At 63.8% G+C, this 19,318-nt stretch carries 17 protein-coding genes and 1 pseudogene; 7 read left to right on the top strand and 11 right to left on the bottom strand.

What is annotated here, in order from left to right:
* Positions 1–41: 41 nt before the first annotated feature.
* Complete coding sequence (locus G3A50_RS05045; RefSeq protein WP_163074240.1) at positions 42–1,592, top strand: MFS transporter; 1,551 nt, start codon at positions 42–44, stop codon at positions 1,590–1,592.
* A 498-nt stretch (positions 1,593–2,090) separates the two neighbouring features.
* Here the strand turns inward: G3A50_RS05045 and G3A50_RS05040 are convergent, their stop codons facing one another.
* Positions 2,091–2,462 (bottom strand): VOC family protein, encoded by a 372-nt coding sequence (locus G3A50_RS05040; protein ID WP_163074239.1) that lies wholly within the window; start codon positions 2,460–2,462, stop codon positions 2,091–2,093.
* 68 nt (positions 2,463–2,530) lie between these two features.
* Here G3A50_RS05040 and G3A50_RS05035 point away from each other — a divergent pair, with 68 nt between their 5' ends.
* Both G3A50_RS05035 and G3A50_RS05030 read left to right on the top strand, forming a co-directional pair.
* Positions 2,531–2,980, top strand: coding sequence for a MarR family winged helix-turn-helix transcriptional regulator (locus tag G3A50_RS05035; RefSeq protein WP_163074238.1), 450 nt, complete (start codon positions 2,531–2,533; stop codon positions 2,978–2,980).
* Positions 2,981–3,172: 192 nt separating this feature from the next.
* Positions 3,173–3,805, top strand: coding sequence for a tyrosine-type recombinase/integrase (locus tag G3A50_RS05030; protein ID WP_163074237.1), 633 nt, complete (start codon positions 3,173–3,175; stop codon positions 3,803–3,805).
* A gap of 332 nt (positions 3,806–4,137) precedes the next feature.
* Here the strand turns inward: G3A50_RS05030 and G3A50_RS22585 are convergent, their stop codons facing one another.
* The 8 genes from G3A50_RS22585 to G3A50_RS04990 form a co-directional block, all read right to left on the bottom strand.
* Positions 4,138–4,359 carry a GIY-YIG nuclease family protein gene (locus G3A50_RS22585; protein WP_246252138.1) on the bottom strand — a complete coding sequence of 74 codons (222 nt, stop codon included), beginning with the start codon at positions 4,357–4,359 and terminating at the stop codon, positions 4,138–4,140.
* Between the two features lie 717 nt (positions 4,360–5,076).
* Positions 5,077–6,393, bottom strand: a complete 1,317-nt coding sequence (locus G3A50_RS05020; RefSeq protein ID WP_163074236.1) for an NAD(P)/FAD-dependent oxidoreductase — start codon at positions 6,391–6,393, stop codon at positions 5,077–5,079.
* A gap of 34 nt (positions 6,394–6,427) precedes the next feature.
* Entirely contained in the window at positions 6,428–7,357 is a 930-nt protein-coding gene (locus G3A50_RS05015; RefSeq protein WP_163074235.1) for a 2-hydroxyacid dehydrogenase, read from the bottom strand.
* Positions 7,358–7,373: 16 nt separating this feature from the next.
* On the bottom strand, positions 7,374–7,727 hold the full coding sequence (locus G3A50_RS05010) for a cupin domain-containing protein (RefSeq protein WP_163074234.1): 354 nt from the start codon (positions 7,725–7,727) through the stop codon (positions 7,374–7,376).
* Between the two features lie 42 nt (positions 7,728–7,769).
* Positions 7,770–8,480, bottom strand: a complete 711-nt coding sequence (locus G3A50_RS05005) for an ABC transporter permease (protein WP_163074233.1) — start codon at positions 8,478–8,480, stop codon at positions 7,770–7,772.
* Complete coding sequence (locus G3A50_RS05000; RefSeq protein WP_163074232.1) at positions 8,480–9,190, bottom strand: ABC transporter permease; 711 nt, start codon at positions 9,188–9,190, stop codon at positions 8,480–8,482. Before G3A50_RS05000 ends, G3A50_RS05005 begins: the two co-directional genes overlap by 1 nt.
* Positions 9,191–9,278: 88 nt before the next feature.
* The gene (locus G3A50_RS04995) at positions 9,279–10,094 is read right to left on the bottom strand and encodes a transporter substrate-binding domain-containing protein (protein ID WP_163074231.1); all 816 of its coding nucleotides are present in this window, start codon (positions 10,092–10,094) and stop codon (positions 9,279–9,281) included.
* Positions 10,095–10,158: 64 nt separating this feature from the next.
* Complete coding sequence (locus G3A50_RS04990; protein ID WP_163074230.1) at positions 10,159–11,562, bottom strand: aminotransferase; 1,404 nt, start codon at positions 11,560–11,562, stop codon at positions 10,159–10,161.
* A gap of 170 nt (positions 11,563–11,732) precedes the next feature.
* Here G3A50_RS04990 and G3A50_RS04985 point away from each other — a divergent pair, with 170 nt between their 5' ends.
* A complete protein-coding gene (locus G3A50_RS04985) occupies positions 11,733–12,206 on the top strand; it encodes an Lrp/AsnC family transcriptional regulator (RefSeq protein WP_163074229.1) in 474 nt (157 codons plus the stop codon).
* Positions 12,207–12,865: 659 nt separating this feature from the next.
* Here G3A50_RS04985 and G3A50_RS22580 read toward each other — a convergent pair.
* Positions 12,866–13,255, bottom strand: coding sequence for a LysR substrate-binding domain-containing protein (locus G3A50_RS22580; RefSeq protein ID WP_246252366.1), 390 nt, complete (start codon positions 13,253–13,255; stop codon positions 12,866–12,868).
* Here G3A50_RS22580 and G3A50_RS22575 point away from each other — a divergent pair.
* Positions 13,144–13,455: pseudogene (locus G3A50_RS22575) on the top strand (integrase core domain-containing protein); the annotation flags it as partial. The gene G3A50_RS22580 and the pseudogene G3A50_RS22575 overlap by 112 nt on opposite strands.
* Before the next feature lie 153 nt (positions 13,456–13,608).
* Here the strand turns inward: G3A50_RS22575 and G3A50_RS04970 are convergent.
* Positions 13,609–15,219, bottom strand: a complete 1,611-nt coding sequence (locus tag G3A50_RS04970; RefSeq protein WP_163074227.1) for a winged helix-turn-helix domain-containing protein — start codon at positions 15,217–15,219, stop codon at positions 13,609–13,611.
* 312 nt (positions 15,220–15,531) lie between these two features.
* Here G3A50_RS04970 and G3A50_RS04965 point away from each other — a divergent pair, with 312 nt between their 5' ends.
* Together G3A50_RS04965 and G3A50_RS04960 are read left to right on the top strand one after the other, a co-directional pair.
* Positions 15,532–15,861, top strand: coding sequence for a hypothetical protein (locus G3A50_RS04965; protein WP_163074226.1), 330 nt, complete (start codon positions 15,532–15,534; stop codon positions 15,859–15,861).
* Complete coding sequence (locus G3A50_RS04960) at positions 15,845–19,081, top strand: autotransporter family protein (protein ID WP_163074225.1); 3,237 nt, start codon at positions 15,845–15,847, stop codon at positions 19,079–19,081. The genes G3A50_RS04965 and G3A50_RS04960 overlap by 17 nt, the downstream gene beginning before the upstream one ends.
* Positions 19,082–19,318: the final 237 nt, after the last annotated feature.

Genomic DNA, 19,318 nt, shown 5'->3' with positions numbered 1-19,318 from the left:
GGCTGAGTTAGCGGCGCCGTCCGAACAAGGGCCTTCGATTTATGACGCAAACCCTCGCGCGGCCGCTCGCAGCCGAACAGACGCTCGTGCTCCTTTCCGTCTGCCTCGCCGCTGCGGCGATGCCGCTGACCTTCACCGGGCCGGCAATGGCGCTTCCCGCCATCGGTAAAGCGCTGGGCGGCAGCCCGATCGCGCTCAACTGGGTCACCAACGCCTTCATGCTGACGTTCGGGTCGAGCCTGATGGCAGCAGGCGGACTGGCGGATGCTTATGGCCGCAAGCGCGTCTTCCTCGTCGGCGTCGGTGCGTTCGCCCTGTGCTCGCTGGCATTGGCCGTTGCGCCCGACATCCTCTGGTTCGATCTGGGGCGGGCGGCGCAAGGCGGCGCGGCCGCCGCCGCCTTTTCCAGCGGCATGGCGGCGCTCGCGCAGGAGTTCGAGGGGGCCGCGCGCATCCGTGCCTTCAGCATCGTCGGGACGAGCTTCGGCGTCGGCCTCGCCTTCGGGCCGGTCGCGTCGGGGCTGATGATCGACGCCTTCGGCTGGCGCAGTATCTTTGCGCTCGTGGTCGTTCTTGCAATGCTCGCCCTGGCATTGGGCGCATGCTTCCTACGCGAGACACGCGACCCTGACGCCGCCGGCCTCGACTGGCCGGGCGCGCTCAGCTTCACGCTGGCCCTGGCGCTCTTCACCTATGGCATCCTGCTGGCACCCGAGCGCGGCTGGTCCGAACCGACCGTGATCGGTGTGCTGACGGGCTCCGTCGCACTCTTCATCGCTTTCGGCGCGATCGAGCGGCGTGTCATGCGGCCGATGCTCGATCTCACTTTGTTTCGCTACCCCCGGTTCGTCGGGGTGCAACTGCTGGCGGCTGCGCCGGCCTATGCTTTCGTCGTGTTGCTGATCCTGCTGCCGGTGCGCTTCATCGGCGTCGAGGGCATGAGCGAGATCGCGGCCGGCCGATTGATGATCGCGCTTTCCGCGCCGCTGCTGGTTCTGCCGGTCGCGGCCGGACTGCTGACGCGCTGCTTGTCACCGGCGGTGATCTGCGGCGTAGGCCTGCTGATCTGCGCCGTCGGCCTGTTCTGGCTGAGCCGCCTCCCGCTTGGGGGCGAGACAATGGGCGTCGTCCTGCCCATGGCATTGATCGGCATCGGCATCAGCCTGCCGTGGGGACTGATGGACGGGCTTGCCGTCAGTGTCGTGCCCAAGGAGCGCGCCGGCATGGCGACCGGCATCTTCAGCACGACGCGCGTGGCCGGTGAAGGTGTGGCGCTCGCCGTGGTCAGCGCTATGTTGTCGGCGCTGACGGCGAAACATCTCGCTGCTGGCGGGCCGGCAGCGCATGCAAGCCCGGCCGCCCAGCGGCTCGTCACTGGCGATATCGGGGGCGCGGCGGCGGCCTTGCCGCAGATGAGCCACGCTACCCTCGTCCAGAGCTATGGAGACGCTTTCGCGACATTGCTCCTGATGCTCTGCGCCATAACAGTCATCACCGCTGTTGTCGTCTTCGCCTTCCTCGGGCGCAGAGCGGAACAGGGAACCGAGCCGGGGGTGAAGACGGAAGGGCGCCCCTGCACGTCGGAAACCTGACTCGGTTCGCTCCGCCGCTGCACGGATGGGTGGTGTGCGGTCGGCATCACCGTTGGCGTCATCAAACCGAGCGTGACGGTCAAATTGGCCGGAGGAGTTGCCCCGATCATCACGCCGAATGTCTGCTTCCTGGCAATGCCTAAATATCCGGAGCTGGCGCAAAGGGGCCGGCGTGCCCAACCTCGCTGATGTCCGCTTTTGGGCCGCGGCCGTTGCCAGATCAATAGCCGAGATGGCGGCGCAAAGCGGACGTTCGCAACGCCGTGCCGTAAGGGCCGCTATGGGTGAGTTTCGGCCTCGGACATTCATCGGTGAAATGTCCACTTCCCGTTTGAAGTCCCCAATAGCGGTCAGTCTGCCACCGGCCCCGATTGCGCCGTTGCGCTGGTGATGGGAATCTCCCACAGCGATGACCGGCTGGGGGTGGAGATCTTCCTGGCAGCTTCCGGCGCGCAATGCACTGTAGCGGTCCGACAGCTCTAGCCGCTCATTACGCGCTCAAGACTGAGCGACCGTGTGCGGCGTAATCGTGTAGCCAAACGGGTCGCGGAACGCGAAGTAGCGGCCAAAAGGTCCATCCTTCGGCGGGAAGACGATTGGGGTGCCGTGCTCGGCAAGGTGATCGTGCAGGGCATCAGCGTCGTCGCAGCCGAACCAGATCGCGACGCCCCAGCCAAGCTTGTCCGCATCTCCCAAGTCGACCAAGGGAGTACGGACCGCAAACGGGACCGGCGTGGTGTCGAATACCACCGCGCCCGGCGGGCTATTTGCGGCCACCTTCAGTCCTACGACGTCCGTATAAAATACCCGCGCGGCATCGAGGTCGGCGGCTTGAATCCCAATGAAGTCGGGTCCGATCAGATGGGGCATGGCAGGGCTTCCCTTGGATGACGTCAAGCGTTAATATCAGGATGCTGATATTATATAAGGGCCCTGACATGTCAAGTGCGAACGACGACGCGCCGACGGCCGATCCATATGCGACGATCGGGTTTGCATTGAAGCAGGCTCAACAGGCGCTTCGTAATCGCATGGACTCTGGACTGCGGGAAATTGGCCTGACAACGCCCCAATATGCCGTCCTCGCTTTCCTGGAAGTGGAAGCAGGCGCTTCCAACGCCATGCTTGCGCGTCGCGCCTTCGTGACCCCACAAACGATGCAGGCCATCCTGGTCGCACTTGAGCGTGCTGGCTTTATCGCGCGGACACCTCACGCTGAACACGGGCGAGTTCAAAGCACCGAATTGACTGCGTCGGGTCGTGGCGTTCTGGAAGCAGCCTCCGCGATCGTGGCCGATGCAGAAGCGCGTCTTCGAAACGCTGTGGCTCCTCTCGATCCGCCGGCGGTGACCGCAATGCTGCTACGGCTCGCGGAGGCACTCCGTTAGCAGCAAGCAACACAGGAACGTCAGCCTCCAAGATTGACACGGCAAGCATCCTACCGCCGACTTTGGGGTCGACTGCAGAACGGCGGTCATCCACACAGCGGCAGCCAACACTGGCCAGTCCGCTGCTGACCCCTGCGCGGTAGAGTCCCTCGACGTTTCTCCTTAGGCCAATCAAGGCCGAGGAGAACTCACATGGGCCATTCTCAATTTGATGATGCCAGCCGCGAGCGTACAGCTTGGAATGCTGGAACGAAGGTCGGCACCAAGCGTCCCTTCACCCAGAAACAGATCTGGGCAATTCGATTCTTCCTCGATCGCGAAAGACGCATTCGTGACCGTGCGCTGTTCGATCTGGCAATCGACAGCAAGCTTCGCGGCTGCGACTTGGTCAACATCAGGATCCGTGACGTGGTCGCCGGTCCGGCGATCAGGACTCGCGCGATCGTCGTCCAGCAGAAGACGGGGCGGCCGGTCCAGTTCGAGATCACCAGCGACGTACGAGCCAGCCTGCTGGCCTGGCTGGAACGGCGCGGTGGCACCGTTGAGGATTATGCCTTTCCGAGCCGGATCGATCACGCGCACCACATGAGCACAAGGCAGTATGCTCGCCTAGTCGACGAGTGGGTGACCGCGATCGGCCTGCGCCAAGAGGAGTATGGCACTCACTCGCTCCGTCGCACGAAGGCGTCCATAATCTACAAGGCGACGGGCAACATCCGCGCCATCCAGATATTGCTTGGTCACTCCAAGATCGAGAACACGGTGCGCTATCTTGGCGTCGATGTGGAGGACGCGCTCCTCCTGGCTGAGCGGACGGAAATCTGACATTGGGCGGCCATCCGAGGTAGGGCGGATGGCCGCTTCGACGCGCAGGATATGTTGCCTGCCTGTCGGTTTTGGGGTGGGAAGAGGTCAGCCCGCTTTAAGGTAGCAAAAGTGGATAGCGGAAGTTCAGAGCACTGCAGTCGTTGCGACTGGCCAAAACGTCCAATATTCGATGGCTGGATGAACTATTCATTTAAATCTCTGATAACGCCATTGGAATTGAGCAGAGCATGTTTCCCCAAGAATTTTATAAGGACAGTTTCTATTTTCAGGCACATATCAGGGGCAGGAGTGGCCAGGAATGCGCCGCGTACAACCAGCGGTGCCCGAAATCAAAATCGTGTCTTGTGATGCTTTACTCTAGTTCTAACGTTCTTGATTGACTTGCCGAAGTATACGGGGCGGTCGGTGATGTCATAGAATACGTAAACACCGCTTTGCTCTGGAATCGTCTCTAGATCACTGGGTGTAAAATCGACCCAGTCGTAGCCAGCAATCGGCATCGACTGCTCGGCGATTTCCGTCTGGATGGCTTCTGGAATGACTTCGTTCAATGCAGCGGACAGCCTATCTCGTGTTTCCCTTCTAGACGACTCAGTATTTCTTCTAACAATATTACAAATTCCAGTGTACGTAATACCCGTCGCGCAACCAATCACTGGATTTTAATTACTTTGGCTGACATTTAGGTACTTAGCCACTCGCCAAAGGCAGGCGTCTTTTGATCTGCGGCGGCGGCTTCGTCTTCAAAGAACTCATCAATCGTGTTTGTCAATTTTGCCTGCTGCCTCAATCAGTCTACACTATGGTCGCTTTCTAGCACGTGGATTGAAACGGCATCCAAAGTATAGCTTTGGGTGGGCCGGGGTCCACATACGAAGCGCAGCTTATCGGCAGAACGGCCGCATTGGATACACGGTTTTTACAACGGCAACGTCCGAAATTGGGGAGTCGTAAGCTGTCGTCGAGATGTGCCCGCCTGCAATGGAAGCTATCCGACCCTCGGCATCCACGAGCGGACCGTCTGGATACGGCCCCGGAGCCGTCTGTCAGCAAGGCGCCGCCTTCTCGGTCATTGCCATGGTGACGGGAGCTGCCCAAAGGCGGACATCCACCAAACTTCGCGCGTTGGCTCGTTTGAGCGCCTCGAACTGACGTTCTCACCCTGTCCGAAACCGGACCTGCGCAGCAATGAACGCTGCCGCGATCGACAGAGCCGTATGGGACAGACGCTTGGTACCGTGTTTAGCGTTTGGGCCTCGAGCGCATCATCAGAAGCTCACTCCTCTTCTCACGGCTTTCTTGTCTTGCGCCTCATAGAGCGCATAGACGAGCGGGATGAACCACGGCTTGCCCCGATAGAGCGGAATGGCCGGCGGCGGGGCGAACTCGAAGGCGGAGGGCGGCTCGCTCTTGTCGCCGAGAAGCCGCAACGCTGCCTTGCGCGCCAGCCAGCGAGCCCACACGACGCCGGAGCCGCAGAAGCCGGTGGCGTAGTGGATGCCGTCATGCACGAAAAGGCGCGGAATCATGTGGCGGTTCATCGCCACATGGCCGAACCAGCTGTGCGACAGCGCGACGTCGGCAAGCCCGGGGAAGATGCGCGCGAACTCGGCCCGTAGATGGTCCGTCGGCGCCTGGGGGTCGCCCGCCGTGGTACCGTCGCGGCCGCCGAAGAGGATACGCGTCCCGTCCGGCGAGGGGCGGTAATAATAGCTCAGCTTGCGGGTATCGACATACATCATGCCCGCTGGCATCGCGCTCGCCATCTGTCCGGGCGTCAGCAGCGCGGTCGCGATGATGCGGCTGCGGACCGGCACGAGCCGGCGGCGAAGCCAGGGATCGGCACCATCGGTGTAGCCATTGGTGCAGACCAGCAACTCGCGGCTGCGCAGGCGGCCGGCGGAGGTCGAAAGTTCGAAGCCGTCGACCTCGTGCCGCACGCCTTCCACCGTCGTCTTCTCGTGAACGCCGGCACCCGCGGCGCGCGTGCGTTCGAGAAGCCCCACGAGGAACTTCCCCGGATGCAGGCCGCCGATGTCGCGGCGCACGCTGCCGCCATGATAGAAGTCCGTGCCGATATAGGCGTGTTGCTCGCCGCGCGGCACGGCGAAGGTATCGATGCCGAGCAACTCGCGACGCTCATCCGCCTCGCGGGCGAGGTCGTCATAGTCGCCGGGATTGACGGCGCCGTCGAACAATCCTGAAAGCTGGAAGTCGCAGTTGATCCTCTCTTCGGCGAGGAAGCGGTACAGTTCCTCGCGGGCGTCCTTGCCCTCCTTCAACATGGCAACGGCGCGCGCGTGGCCGAAGCTGCGGCGCAGTTGCGAGAGGCTGGGGCGGAGCGATGCGCTGGTCATGCCGCCATTGCGCGTCGAGGCTCCTTCGCCAATCGACTGGCGTTCGAATACGGCGACACTGCGTCCGGCGCGCGCGAGCGTCAGCGCGGCGCCCAGGCCGGCATAGCCGCCCCCTATGATGGCGACGTCGACGCGGGCGGGAAGCGGCACCGGTTCCACGCGCGGCAGCGGCGCCTCCTCCCACCAATAGGGGGCGGGGCAGATGGCTGAGGGGTTGGAAGCCGGCATGTCTATGTCCTGCCCGGATCGGTGATGTGTGGGTTCAGTAGCCGCTCGCCCGGTCGACGAGGCCGAGCAGGGGCTGGCCCGCTCGACGCCGGCGGATGTTGTCGAGAACGGCGGCGGCGGCGGTGTCCGGTCGGGTCATGCTGGCGATGTGCGGCGTCAGCAGGATGCCGGGATGGCGCCAGAACGGATGTTCCGGCGGCAGCGGTTCGGGATCGGCGACATCCAGCGCCGCCGCCGCGATCTGCCCGCTCTCGAGCGCGGCAAGGAGGTCGTCGGCGACGAGATGGCCGCCGCGCCCGACATTCACCAGCATGGCGCCGCTCGGCAGTCGGTCGAAAAGCGACGCGCCCAGCAGACCCCATGTTTCCTCGGTGAGCGGGAGCAGGCAGACGAGGATGTCGGTCCGCGACAGGAAGGCGTCGAGTTCGCCATGCCCCGCGAAGGTCGCGACGCCGTCGAGCAGCCGCGCCGAGCGGCTCCAGCCGGCCAGCGAGAAGCCGAAGGGGGCAAGGGCCATCAAGGCCGCCTGGCCGAGCACGCCGAGCCCCAGCACCCCCACCCGCCGCGCGGCGGCATCGGTCAGCATCGCCTCGGGCTGCCAGAGCGACCGGCGCTGCTGGTCGAGATAGCGAGGCAGGTGACGATGCAGGGCGAGTACCGCCATCGTCACATACTCGACCATGCCGTTTACGATGCCCGGTTCGATCATCCGCACCACGGGGAGGTCCGGCGGCAGCGTCGAAAGATCGAACTGGTCGATTCCCGCGCCGACCGAGAACAGGACGTCGAGAGCCGGATAGCGCTTCGCCAGATCCGCTGGCGCCTCCCATGTGACGAGATAGCGAACCCCGCGCGGGTCGCAGGAGCGCGGATCCATGTGGAAGGGGATATCCGGCGCATGCTCGGCAAAATGCCGCGCCCATGTCGCGCCGCGCGCGGGATCGGAGAGGTAGAGCAGTGCCATGCGGCGGCTTCCCGGTTCAGTCCCGCGAGACCCAGAGTTTGGTCGTGGTTTCGATCACCCGCCAGGTGCCCTCGAAGCCGGGATGCATCACGAAGCTGTCGCCGGCAACGATGCGGAGGGGCGGCTTGCCGTCCTCGACGAGTTCGGAAATGCCGGAGAGGATGGTACAGAATTCCCAAGTCTTCCCCTTGATCGAGCGATAGGCGCCCGGCGTCGCCTCCCAGACGCCGGCTTGCACGCTGCCGTCAGGCGTCGCCGCGATGTCCCAGCTCCGAAAACGCGGGTCGCCTTCGATAAGGCGTCCGGGGAGCGGCCGGCCCTCGCGGGGCGTGGGGAGATTGGCGAGGTCGAAGAAGGTGAGGAGCGACATGTCGGTGTTCCTGTTCGAAGAGGCATCCGGGATAGGAGAGGCTCAACGCCGGCGCGCCACGGCGTGGCCGGGAGTGCGCAACCGCATTTCGACGAGCCTCATGAGCCCCAGAACGGTGAAGTTGATGACGACGTAGAAGACCGAGGCCATGACGAAGATCTCGATGATGGCGAATGTCTCGCTCATCAGGCGCTTCGCGTGGCCGGTGATTTCCAGGACGGTGATGGTCGAGGCGAGGCTCGATTCCTTAACAATGATCGCCGCCTCGTTGCCGTAGGAGGGCAGCGCTTGGCGCACGGCCAGCGGCAGGCGGACGAGGAGAAAGGCGTGCAGGCGCGACAGGCCGCACGCCTCTGCCGCCTCCATCACGCCGCGAGGCACGGACAGGAACGCGGTGCGGAAAATCTCGGACGTGTAGGCGGCGGTGTTGAGAACGACCGCCAGCATGGCGCAGCGCAGGGCATCGCTGATCAGCCACCACAGCACCGGCGTCTGCCGGATCATGCCGATCTGTGCCAGCCCATAGTAGAGCACGAAGACCTGCACGAGCATCGGCGTTCCACGAAACAGCGCGGCGTAGCCGTCCGCCAGCCTGACGAGGAAGCGTAGCCGGCGGTTCGCCGAGGTGCGCAGCAGCGCGAGCGCGATGCCGGCCGGCAGGCCGACGAGGACGCCGACCACGCTGATGAGAACGGTGAGCTGCGCGCCCTTCAGGAGCAGGGGGAACGCCTCGTGGAGCAGTTCAAAATCCATCACCGCGCTCCGAAGCCACGTTCCAGGCGCCGCTCCAGCCGGGCAAACAGCCATTGGCTGACGCCGGTGATCGCGAAATACAACAGTGCGGCGAGCACGTAGAACACCAGCGGGCTGCGCGTGATGCCCGAGGCGACGGCGGCAACGCGCATCACTTCTTGAAGGCCTACCACCGATACCAGCGATGTGTCCTTGATCGTCATCTGCCAGACATTGTTCAGCCCGCCCGCCGCCGCGCGCAGGGCGAGCGGGACGATGATCTTGAAGAAGGCCACATGCTTCGGCACCGCCAGAGCCTGCGCGGCTTCGATCAGGCCTTTCGGTATCGTCTCCAGCGCGCCACGCAGTACCTCGATGGAATATGCGCAGGAGATCGCGGCGATGGAGACCAGCCCGATGAAGAAGGGATAGACGTCCCGGGTCGGCTGGAATCCGAAGGCGCTGGCGACACGCTCGAAGCTCTGCACCGAACCGAAGAACAGCAGGTAGATCACCAGCAGCCCCGGGACGGATCGCACCAGGATCGAATAGACGTCGATCAGCGGCGAGAGCAGCCTCACCCCCTGCCAGCGGGCCACCGCCATCGGCGAGGCGACGACCAGCCCGAACGCCATGCCCAGCACGCCGACCAGAACGGTCGTCATCCCCCCGCGCAGCAGGGCTAACGCCCAGCTCTGCTGGAACAGCATGGTCCAGAGGTCGCTCGTCATACCGGGTCCGTCCGCGCCGCTACGATTGTATCACCGCGGCGGCGCCGCCACTGGAGGAAGTCGACGCCGTTCTGTCTCCGGCCGCGCGTCACTGGCTGCAGGTGAGCGAATAGTCCTCCTTGAACCACTGAATGCTGGCCGCCTTCACCTTGCCGCTGGTGAGCATGTTGCACAGCGCTTTGTCGAGCTTCGCCTTCAGTTCGTCATTGCCCTTCTTCAGGCCGACGCCCATGCCGTAACCGAGGCTCGCGTGATCGTCGCCCGGCTTCACGCGCACGTCGACACGGGTGAAGCCGGCGCCTTCCGGCGTCGCCAGAAACTCAGTCCAGGTCGGGGAATCGCCGAACGCGGCGTCGAGCCGTCCGGCGCCGAGGTCAGCCAGCTGGGCGGTGGTCGAGTCGTAGGTCTTGAGGTCGACATTGGGCACGTTCTTGGCGACGAACTTGGCATAGGTGGTGCCGTTGACCACGCCGACGGTCTTACCCGACAGCGCCTTGAGGATGGACGGCAGGTCCTTGAGCTCGGCAACCGGCGAGGATTTGGCGATGGCGAAATAGAGCGGCGTGGAGGCGTAGGGGATCGAGTAGTCGATCTTCTTGCGCCGCTCGTCGGTGATGCCGAGACCGGAGATGATGACGTCGAAGCGGTCGCTGTCCATGGACGGCACGAGGGTCGAGAAGGTCTGCACTACGAATTCACACTTTAGCTTCAGCTCGGCGCAGATTCCATTGGCGATGTCGGCGTCGAAGCCGGTCACGTTGCCGGTGGCATCGACCATGCTGAACAGCGGAGCATCGCCTTCCGTGCCGATGCGCAGCACGCCGTCCTTGGCATAGGCGGTGCCGGCGAGCAGGCTGAGGGAGAAGGCGCAGGCGAAGATCGAGACGGCGCGGCGGTGTATCATCTTGGTCCCCTGTGTTTCTGGAAGGTGGGCTTTGCCCGTTATGTCGGATTGGCGCCGCCTGCCGTCAGGCCAGCGCATGTCCTGCGGCCACCAGCTCATCGGTGACCTGGCGCAGGGCCGCGCGGGTAATGTCGACCATCTCGTCGATTTCCCCCTCGTTCATCACCAGCGGCGGCGCGAAGCCGAGAATGTCGCCATGCGGCATGGCGCGCGCGATCAGCCCGCGCTCGCGCGCGGCCTGCGAAATGCGCGGGCCGACCTTGAGCGCCGGATCGAATCGGGTCTTGTGCGCGCGGTCGGCGACGAATTCGATGGCGGCCAGCATCCCCACACCGCGAATCTCGCCGACGATTGGGCTTTGCTGGAACTCCTGCGTGAGGCGTTGCAGAAGATAGGCGCCGCGCGTCGCGGCCTTGCCGGCGAGATCCTCGCGCTCGACGATGTCGAGCGCCGCATTCGCCGCCGCCGCGCCGATCGGATGGCCAGAATAGGTATAACCGTGCGAGAAGGGACCGACCCTGTCGGTCGCCTCCTCTATTACGGCATAGACTTTCTCGCCGACGAGGCATGCCGAAAGCGGGATATAGGCCGAGGTGAGGCCCTTCGCCACCGAGATCAGGTCGGGTTCGATTCCGTAGAGATGCGACCCGAAGGGCGTACCGACGCGGCCGAACCCGCAAATCACCTCGTCGGCGATCAGCAGCACATCGTATCTGCGCAGCACTGCCTGGATCGCCGCCCAGTAGCCGGCGGGAGGCGGAATGATGCCGCCGGTGCCGAGCACGGGTTCGGCGATGAAGGCGCCGACCGTGCCGGGGCCCTCGCCGAGAATGAGCGCTTCGAGCTCGTCGGCACGGCGCTGGGAGAACTCCTGTTCGGTCTCGCCGGGCATCGCGCCCCAATAGTGATGGGGAACGCCGGTGCGCAGGATGCCGGAGACCGGAAGGTCCATGTGATCGTGATAGAAGTTCATCCCCGTCATCGAGCCGGCGATGACCGAGCAGCCGTGATAGCCGCGCTCGCGAGCAATGATCTTCTTCTTCGCCGGCTTGCCGCGCAGATTGTTGTAGTACCAGACCAGCTTTGCCTGGGTCTCGTTGGCGTCGGAGCCGGACAGGCCATAGAAGACCTTTGACATGCGGCCGGGTGCCATGCGCAACAGCCGATCCGACAGGCGTGCCAGCTCCTCGGTCGTATGGCCGGCGTAGGAATGATAATAGGCCAGCTTGTAGGCCTGACGCGCGATCGCCTCGGCCACTTCGGTGCGTCCATAGCCGATATTGACGCAGTAGAGGCCAGCGAAGCCGTCGATCAGCTCGTGCCCGCGGGCATCGCGGATGCGTACGCCCTTGGCGCCCTCGATGATGACGGGAACCGGCCCTTCGCCGCTGGCGTGCCCCTTCAGATAGGTGAAGGGGTGGAGTACCGACTGGCGGTCGAGTTCGGCAATGGCGTCGAAATGGTCCATGCGTCCTGTTCCTGCGTAGCCTCGGACCGGCAGCGGAACATCCGCTTGAGGTTTCCGATACCGTCAGCCTAGCGGCGACTCGGGCGTGGATGCCGGCGTTTATGGTGGCGTGCGCGCCGAAATAATGCTCATTTTCTGTATATGCGCAGAAATTCATCATGCAGGTTCAAATGAAGCTCGATCGGTTCGATGCCAAGCTTCTCGCCCTCGTCCAGACCGACAACCGCATGGGCTCGGAGGAACTGGGCGCCATCGTCGGTCTTTCCGCGACGGCGGTGCAGCGACGGCTGAAGCGGCTGCGCGCGGAAGGCGTGATCGAGGCGGATGTCGCCATCGTCCACCCCCGCGCCGTCGGGCGCCCCATCGCCATGTTCGTATCCGTTTCGCTGGAGCGCGAGCGGGCCGACATCGTCGACCGCTTCAAGCAGTCGATCCGTCAGACGCCGGAGGTCATGAACGGCTATTACGTAACGGGAGAGACCGACTTCATCCTGATCGTCACCGCCCGTAGTATGGAGGACTACGAAGCCTTCACGCGCAAGTTCTTCTACGAGAACCCTGACATCAAGGGCTTCAAGACCATGGTCATCATGGATCGCGTGAAGGCCGGTTTCTCGGTTCCCATCGATTTCGACGAGCTTTGACGCAAGTGAGACATATACGGCAATAGGCTCGTGCTCCTTGCGCCAATATATGCTTCCCCCCTCAAGTGGCGTAAGCGCCGTTTACCACGATGCCCATGCGAGGTTCCGCAATTAAAACTGGACCCGTATTGCGAATGGCTCCTCATGCAAAGGCAGGGGTTTCTGTCGGTGCAGATGCGGCCGATGTGTAACTTCCCTGTGGTGCGCCGTCGAAGCGAGCATCGTACCAAGGCGGCCTATCGACAATTGCACGTCTGATCGTCCGATATGGGGTCGTAAGCTGTCGTCGAGATGTGCCCGCTTGCAATGGAAGCTATCCGACCCTCCGCACCCACGAGCGGGCCGTCTGGATACGGCCCCCAATTGCGCCGTTGCGCTGGTGATGGGGATCTCCCGCGGCGATGACCGGCTGGAGGTTGGAAGCCAAAAAGGCGGTTTTGGGGATAGGGCTCGTCGGAATACGCCATTGCTCATCCGGGTCGCTGATGAAATAGCGATCAAACCGTGGGAATGGCGGATGCTAACCGAAATTGTCCACTCGCGCCCGAAACCCTGCCCTTCGTGGCCTTTACAGCAGGCTCTGTTCTCGGCTGACTAGGGCCATTGCCCGATCTATGTCGGCACGAGTTTCGAGGCAGCGACGCTCTGCTTGCTCAGCCCTATGCCCGCTGGCCGACCGCAATGGCAGGCGGGAAATCCTTCACGAGGTGGCCGATCAACGCGCGCACTGCCGGCGACAATCCCCGCCGTGTCGTGAAAACAAGGTGGACGACCCCAATCTGCCCATGCCAGGCGGGAAGCACACGAACCAAGTGCCCGGCATCAAGCTCAGAACGGCAGACCCGGTCGGGCAAGAGCGCGACACCCAGCCCGGCCATGGCGGCGTCGAGTATCTGGTCCATGTCCGAGCAACCACAAGCGGCTGTTCCGGCTCTAGCGTGAGGAGCGGCTGAACGAAACGCCGTTCTCCAGCCTGTTCCAGGCCAGAGCCGCTCTCGCCCGGTCGCAGCTCGACTACAACACCGCCCGGCCGTACTCCAAGCTGGGATGGCAGACACCTGCGGCCTTCGCCTCAACCTTCCACTCGCGGCGGGATCAGACGCTCCGCGCCATTAGCTCGGCAGCAGGTAGCACCAGGCCCGTTTCATCGCTCCCGGGCTGGTCTCGCAGGTCTTTCGGACCTCGCGCAGACCAGGCAACAGCTTGCGCAACTTCATGCCCGTGGCGACCTCTTCCACTTTGCGGCTGATACCGATCTTCTCCGAAGGGTCGAGGTAATCGGCAAATAGAAGGCCGAGCGGTATTTCGCTGTACCAGTATCAGACAAGCCAATATTCGCCGCTGTTACAGCTACCCCCTCCCTAGAGGTTGGGGGGCTCCAGGACGTTCGGCGACCGTGTGCTCAGGCCACCGCAGCCAGGCCCGTTCCCGCAAGGACGAACGGCGCAACCACATCCTTGCCGTGCAGTCTGGTCATATGCCCGACGAGCCCCTGCATGATGTTGGCGCGCGCCTGCAGCGAGGTGAGATGGCGCACCGACGTCATGTAGGTGTACTCGATCGCGTTGCGCGCGCCTTCGCGGCCGGCCGCCATCAGGGCATCGGTGACCGCCTCCGGCAATTGTTGGCCGGCCGGCGTGATCAGCACGGTGACCATCACGCTGAGGTCCGGCGGCGAATGCGGGCTCCCGTGAATGAACGCCGCCGGCACCTTCAGCGCCTCGCGGTCGCCTGCTGCCAACAGCGCGATGTACTTAAGGACACGCATGTGCACGTCGAATGCGGAATCGGGATCCGCCATCTCGATGCCGCGATCGAAGAATGCCACCGCCGCGGCGAAGTCGCCGCGTGCCTGCCGCAACTGCCCGAGCACCGGCAAGGCGGCGGGAGAGTCCGCCATACGGGCAAAGGCCCTGTCCGCAAGATCCTCGGCAAGCTCGAGATGACCGCGATCGACGAAATAGAGCAGCTTGGCGGCGGTCAGCATCAGCAACGGGTTGGTCTCGATGAATGGCAGACAATCCAGCACGGTTGCCTCAATCTCACTCTCGATCTCGTCGCGCTCGTCGCGGCTTATGCCGGTAAAGGGATTGGTGAGGACAAGGCGCGCAAACAGATGGAGACCCCATTGCAGGGCAATGTCCGCACTCGCCGGATTCTGCGCCCGCGCATCGCGTAGTTGCAGACCCTTCTCTAGCCATTCCGGGTTGGAGGCTGACAATAGGGCCGACGCCTTGCGCAGGCGGATTTCGTGCGGCTGGTCGGCGGGCGTGCCAAGCCCCTCAGAGGCTTCAGCCAGATTGCGCCGCAGCGCCTCGACGATGCTGATCGAGGTGCGTTCCACCTCCGGCGCGAGCGAGGTCGTGGCGCCGGCGCCGAACTCGAGCCGGAAAGCCCGGATGATGCGCCGTGATGGCCCCTCGCGCAGGGTTGCCGTGCAATCCAACCGAGCACCGTTGTCCTGCAGGCTCACCTTCAGAACATAGCGTGTCGCCAGCGTCGCCGCACGCTCCAACACGATCACGGTCTGGCCGGCCCCGAGCCGGCCCGCGATCATGTCGCGCATCTGACCGGTAATGGCCTCGGCATATTCGGCAAGGCCCTGATCATGCGGTGGAACGACAGCAGCTATCGCCAGAAGTCCGCTGACCGGGGCCGGATCAGGCTTCGGTGCAACGGCCGGCAGTTTCGCTGCGATCCAGACATAGCCCTCACCATATTGCGTGGCGATGAATCTTGGGGACCGTGCGCTGTCGCCGAGCTTGGTACGCAGGCGGTTGACCAGAAAGTCGACGTTGCGGTCGGACGCATCAGCCTGGGTCGGCGCGATCGCATCGAGCAACTGGCCGCGCTGCATCAGGCGGTGCGGGTTCCGGGAAAGCGCCAGAAGGAGTGCGCGCTCGCTGCGCGTGAAGCGAACCTGCTCCCCGTTGCGGTGGGCGAACAGGCACGTCTCATCCAGGACGACATCGTCGAATACCAAGCCGCCCGCCTGCGGCATCTCACGCGTCATCCGAACTCGCCCCAGACTGCCGGTCGACACGGCATATGATCCCGAAAGCACATCATACCAGAATGGACGAAGCTTGACGGTCGGTCGATGCCGTCAAGACATGGGCGTTCCCTGCTGTTCGCGCTGTTTCGGCGCTTTGGACGGGCGGAAATCGGGCCAGGCCTGCCGGTGGCAGGCGTCGGGCGCGACAGGGTCGCCCTCCGAATGAGGGCGTCTTCAAATATCAGGCAAACAATCGCCTGCTATAGGCCGATCTTCGGCCGGTCCCGTCCGTCATCACCGCACAAATACGGCCCACTACCTGAGGATGGTATGGCTCAGTTAAACGACCATTCTCTCAAGTATAGCGCCGTCGCGGTTGCCTCTTCCGGCGATGCGCTGGCCTATGCCCCGGCACCGGGTACAGCCACCAACCCGCTCAAGGCGATGCCGGCGCAGCGCCATCCGGCTGATGGCCGCGTGGTGGCGGTCTGGGCGCAGGGTCTCGTCGATTCCCGACATTTCGCGGACGACGCTTCCGACAACAGCATCAAGGCCAATCTCAGATGGCGGTTCCGAGCCGCAACCCGCCACCTGCTCGTCCCTGCAGTCCTTACCGCCGTCCTCGATTCCGGAGAACATGCCCATGACGCCGCCCGATAGACCGATTGCCAAGCGCTCGCATATGCTCATGGGCGAGACGGCGTTGTCGGCGCGGTTCGCGCGGGGCCTTACGGCGCTGGTCTTAGCGACCAGCCTGCTCTGGCCGATCGCTGCCGCCCAGGCCGCAATCATCTATGTCAGTAACGACGGCGAACTGCGCAACGCGATCAGCAACGCGAACAACAACGACACCATCACCTTCACGTCAAATATCACACTGAGCAGCAACCTGCCGGCCGTGACGAAAAGCCTGACCTTCGCGGGTGGTAATTTCACGCTCTCAGGCGCCAATAAGTATCAAGGTCTGGATGTGCAGGCAGGTACGGTGGTGGTCCGAAGCATCACCATCTCGAATGCTCTCGCGCTCGGCGGAAACGGCGGAAACGGCGTCGGCCATGGAGGACGCGGAATCGACAGAAGCCAAGTCGGCGACGGCGGCGGAGGGGGCGGCGGCGGCGCCGGGATGGGCGGCGCGCTATACATCGGCAAAAATGCGCTGGTGATCATCAGCAACGTCAATCTGCTGAATAATGCTGCCCAGGGTGGCCGAGGTGGCGCCAGCAGGCCCGCACCTAATTCGGTGTCCGGGGGAGGTGGTGGCGGACGCAACGGCGGCAACGGTGGCGACGGCGGGACGTACAGCGGCTCCGGCGGTGACGCTCATGGAAATGGCGGCGGCGGAGATGGCGGCGGCAGCTGGCTCTTCTCTCGGTCGCAAGGCCGGGATGGCGGGTATGGCGGCGGCGGCGGCGGCAGCGTTGGCGATAGCGTCGGCGGTGCCGGAGGATTCGGCGGCGGCGGCGGCGGCACCTATCGTTTTGACGTAGGTGGGGGAGCTGGTGGATTCCTTGGAGGGATGGGCGTCGGAGATGCCGAGAATTATAGCGGACAGGGGGGCGGGGGTGGAGGCGGAGGTGCGGGCCTTGGCGGCGCGCTGTTCGTCGAACCCGGCGGCAATCTCACCATCGTTGGCGACATCAATATATCGGGTAACCAAGTTAGGGGAGGGTACCCAATTTCGGCCCCATTTGATGGGAGCACGGGAGGGGCGGCAGGCAGCGGCATATTCCTCGCCGGAAATGGGTCATTGAACGTTCAGCCCAACACTGGGCAAACCCAGACAATCAACGATGCCATCGTCGACCAGACGGGCGTTGGGGGCACCGGCGTCAATGCTGGAAGCTGGGCGCTCATCAAGAAGGGCGCCGGTACGTTGATCCTCACCGGCCGCAACCTCTATTCGGGCGGCACGAGCGTCCTAGGCGGTGTCCTGCAGGGCGATGCCATTAGCATTCACGGCGATGTCGTCAACAATGCCAGCGTCGTTTTCGATATGCGCCTCGCATTAGATCGATCCGATAACATCTATGCCGGCAACATGTCCGGCACCGGTTCTGTCACGGTTGTCGGCCCAGATCTCCTCATCTTCACTGGGACCAACAGCTATTCCGGCGGCACGACGGTGCTAAATGAACAGCTCATAGGCACATCGAGGAGCCTTCAAGGTAACATCCTCAACAATAGCAAAGTCGTGTTCAGTCAGGACTATGACGGAACCTATTCCGGCGAGTTGACGGGCACGGGCAAGCTTATCAAGGAAGGTACCGGCCGCCTTTCGATGACCGGTCGCAACGTGGCCGGCGGAGGAACGACCATCAACGCCGGTACGCTGGCGGTGAACGGCACGCTCGTCACCCCAACGGTCGTGGTGAACGAAGGCGGCAACCTTGCGGGCGCCAAGAACGTCGAGGGCGCGGTCGAGCTCAGGGGCGGCAAAGTCGGCCCCGGAAACTCCATCGGGACGCTGCATATCAGCGGCGACCTGACAATGGAGCCGGAATCAGACTACACGGTCCAGATCAATGGCAGTGCGAGCGATCGCATCGAGGTCGGCGGCAGCGCGACCATTCTGAGTTCGAGCTTCGAGATTCAGCACGACGATACCGCTCCCTCGCCGGTCTTGCCGGGCATCACCTACACCATTCTGACGACTCAAGGTGGCCTCACCGTGCAGTCGCCGACGGTCGCCATCGCCGACTTTCCATTCCTCAACTTCGCGCTGAGCGAGGACGGCTTCAACGGCTATCTCACCACCTCGCGCAGCAGCGACCGGTTTGCGGAGGTGGCTTCCACGCCGAACGAAGTCGCGATCGCGAACGTGCTGGACGGCATCGGGTCGGGTGCTGCCTGGGAGCAGGTGGTCGGTGCGAGCGAGGCCCAGGCCCGCTCCGCTTTCGCCAGCCTCGGCGGCGCGTCCTTCCACGCCAGCGTGCTCAGCGTGCTCTCCAACCAATCGCACTTCCTGCGCGACGCGGTGATCAACCGGCTAGCCGACGCGAACGCTGGCCAGATCCAGATCATCGACGGCCTGTCGGCGCCGGGCGATCCGGCGGCGCCGGCCATGTCTGCCCCGGTCTATGCGATGTGGGGACAAGTGCTCGGCAGCTTGGGCACATTCGACGGCAATAGCAACGCGCCGCGGGTGACGGACACGATCGGCGGCCTTATCACCGGCGTGGACGTCTCTGTCGCCGAGACATGGCGTTTTGGTATTGCAGGCGGCTACAGCTACACCTCGTTCGACGCCTCAGATATTGCGGCCTCCGGTTCCAGCGACAGCTATCACGTGGCGCTTTACGGCGGATGGCATTCGGAAGGCTGGAGCGTGCGCGGCGGTGCCGCCTATTCGTGGAACGACGTCGACACCTCGCGTCAGGTCACGGTGGTCGGCATCGGCGGCGCGCAGCAGGGCGGATATGATCTGGGAACCACCCAGGTATTCGCGGAGGGCGCTTATAAGTTCTTCCACGGCACCTCGACCTTCGAGCCGTTCGCCAATCTCGCCTATGTGCTGGTGGATGGGGATGTGAGTGAAACCGGTCAGTTCGCCACCTCCGGCTCGGCGCATATGGACACCACCTACACCACGCTCGGGTTGCGCGCGTCGACCGTCCTCATGGAACGACTGACGGCGCACGGCGCGCTGGGATGGCGTCATGCGTTCGGCGATGTCACGCCGGAGGTGTCGCTGGCCTTCAATACGGGCGGGCCGGCCTTCGGCCTCACTGGCGCACCCATCGCGGTTAATGCGCTCGTCGCGGAACTGGGCGTCGATTACGCACTCAGCGCTGACGCAACCCTCAGCATAACCTACTCTGGACAGTATGGCGCCGACGCCTACGAGAACAGTGCGCAGGCCAGTCTGACCTGGAGGTTCTGATGCCTTGGACGTGTTGTTGTTCCTCAAGGAGCCGCCGGTACGGTCGTCGCCCATGAGGTGGGCGCCGGTCATCGACCATCGGCCCTGATTCCGCCTGAAGGGCCAGTGGGCCAGCGACCACGTCCCCATCGCCGATCTGACGTCGCATCGTTCCGGCCTCTCGGACCATGGCGGCGACAATCCGGAGGATATCGGCTTCGACCGGCGCGCGGTGCTGGAGCTCGGGCGTTTTCTGCC

The organism is Ancylobacter pratisalsi, assembly GCF_010669125.1.
Taxonomy (GTDB): domain Bacteria; phylum Pseudomonadota; class Alphaproteobacteria; order Rhizobiales; family Xanthobacteraceae; genus Ancylobacter; species Ancylobacter pratisalsi.
Note: the sequence above shows the minus strand (reverse complement) of the source record. Positions and strands in the feature narration are given on the sequence as shown.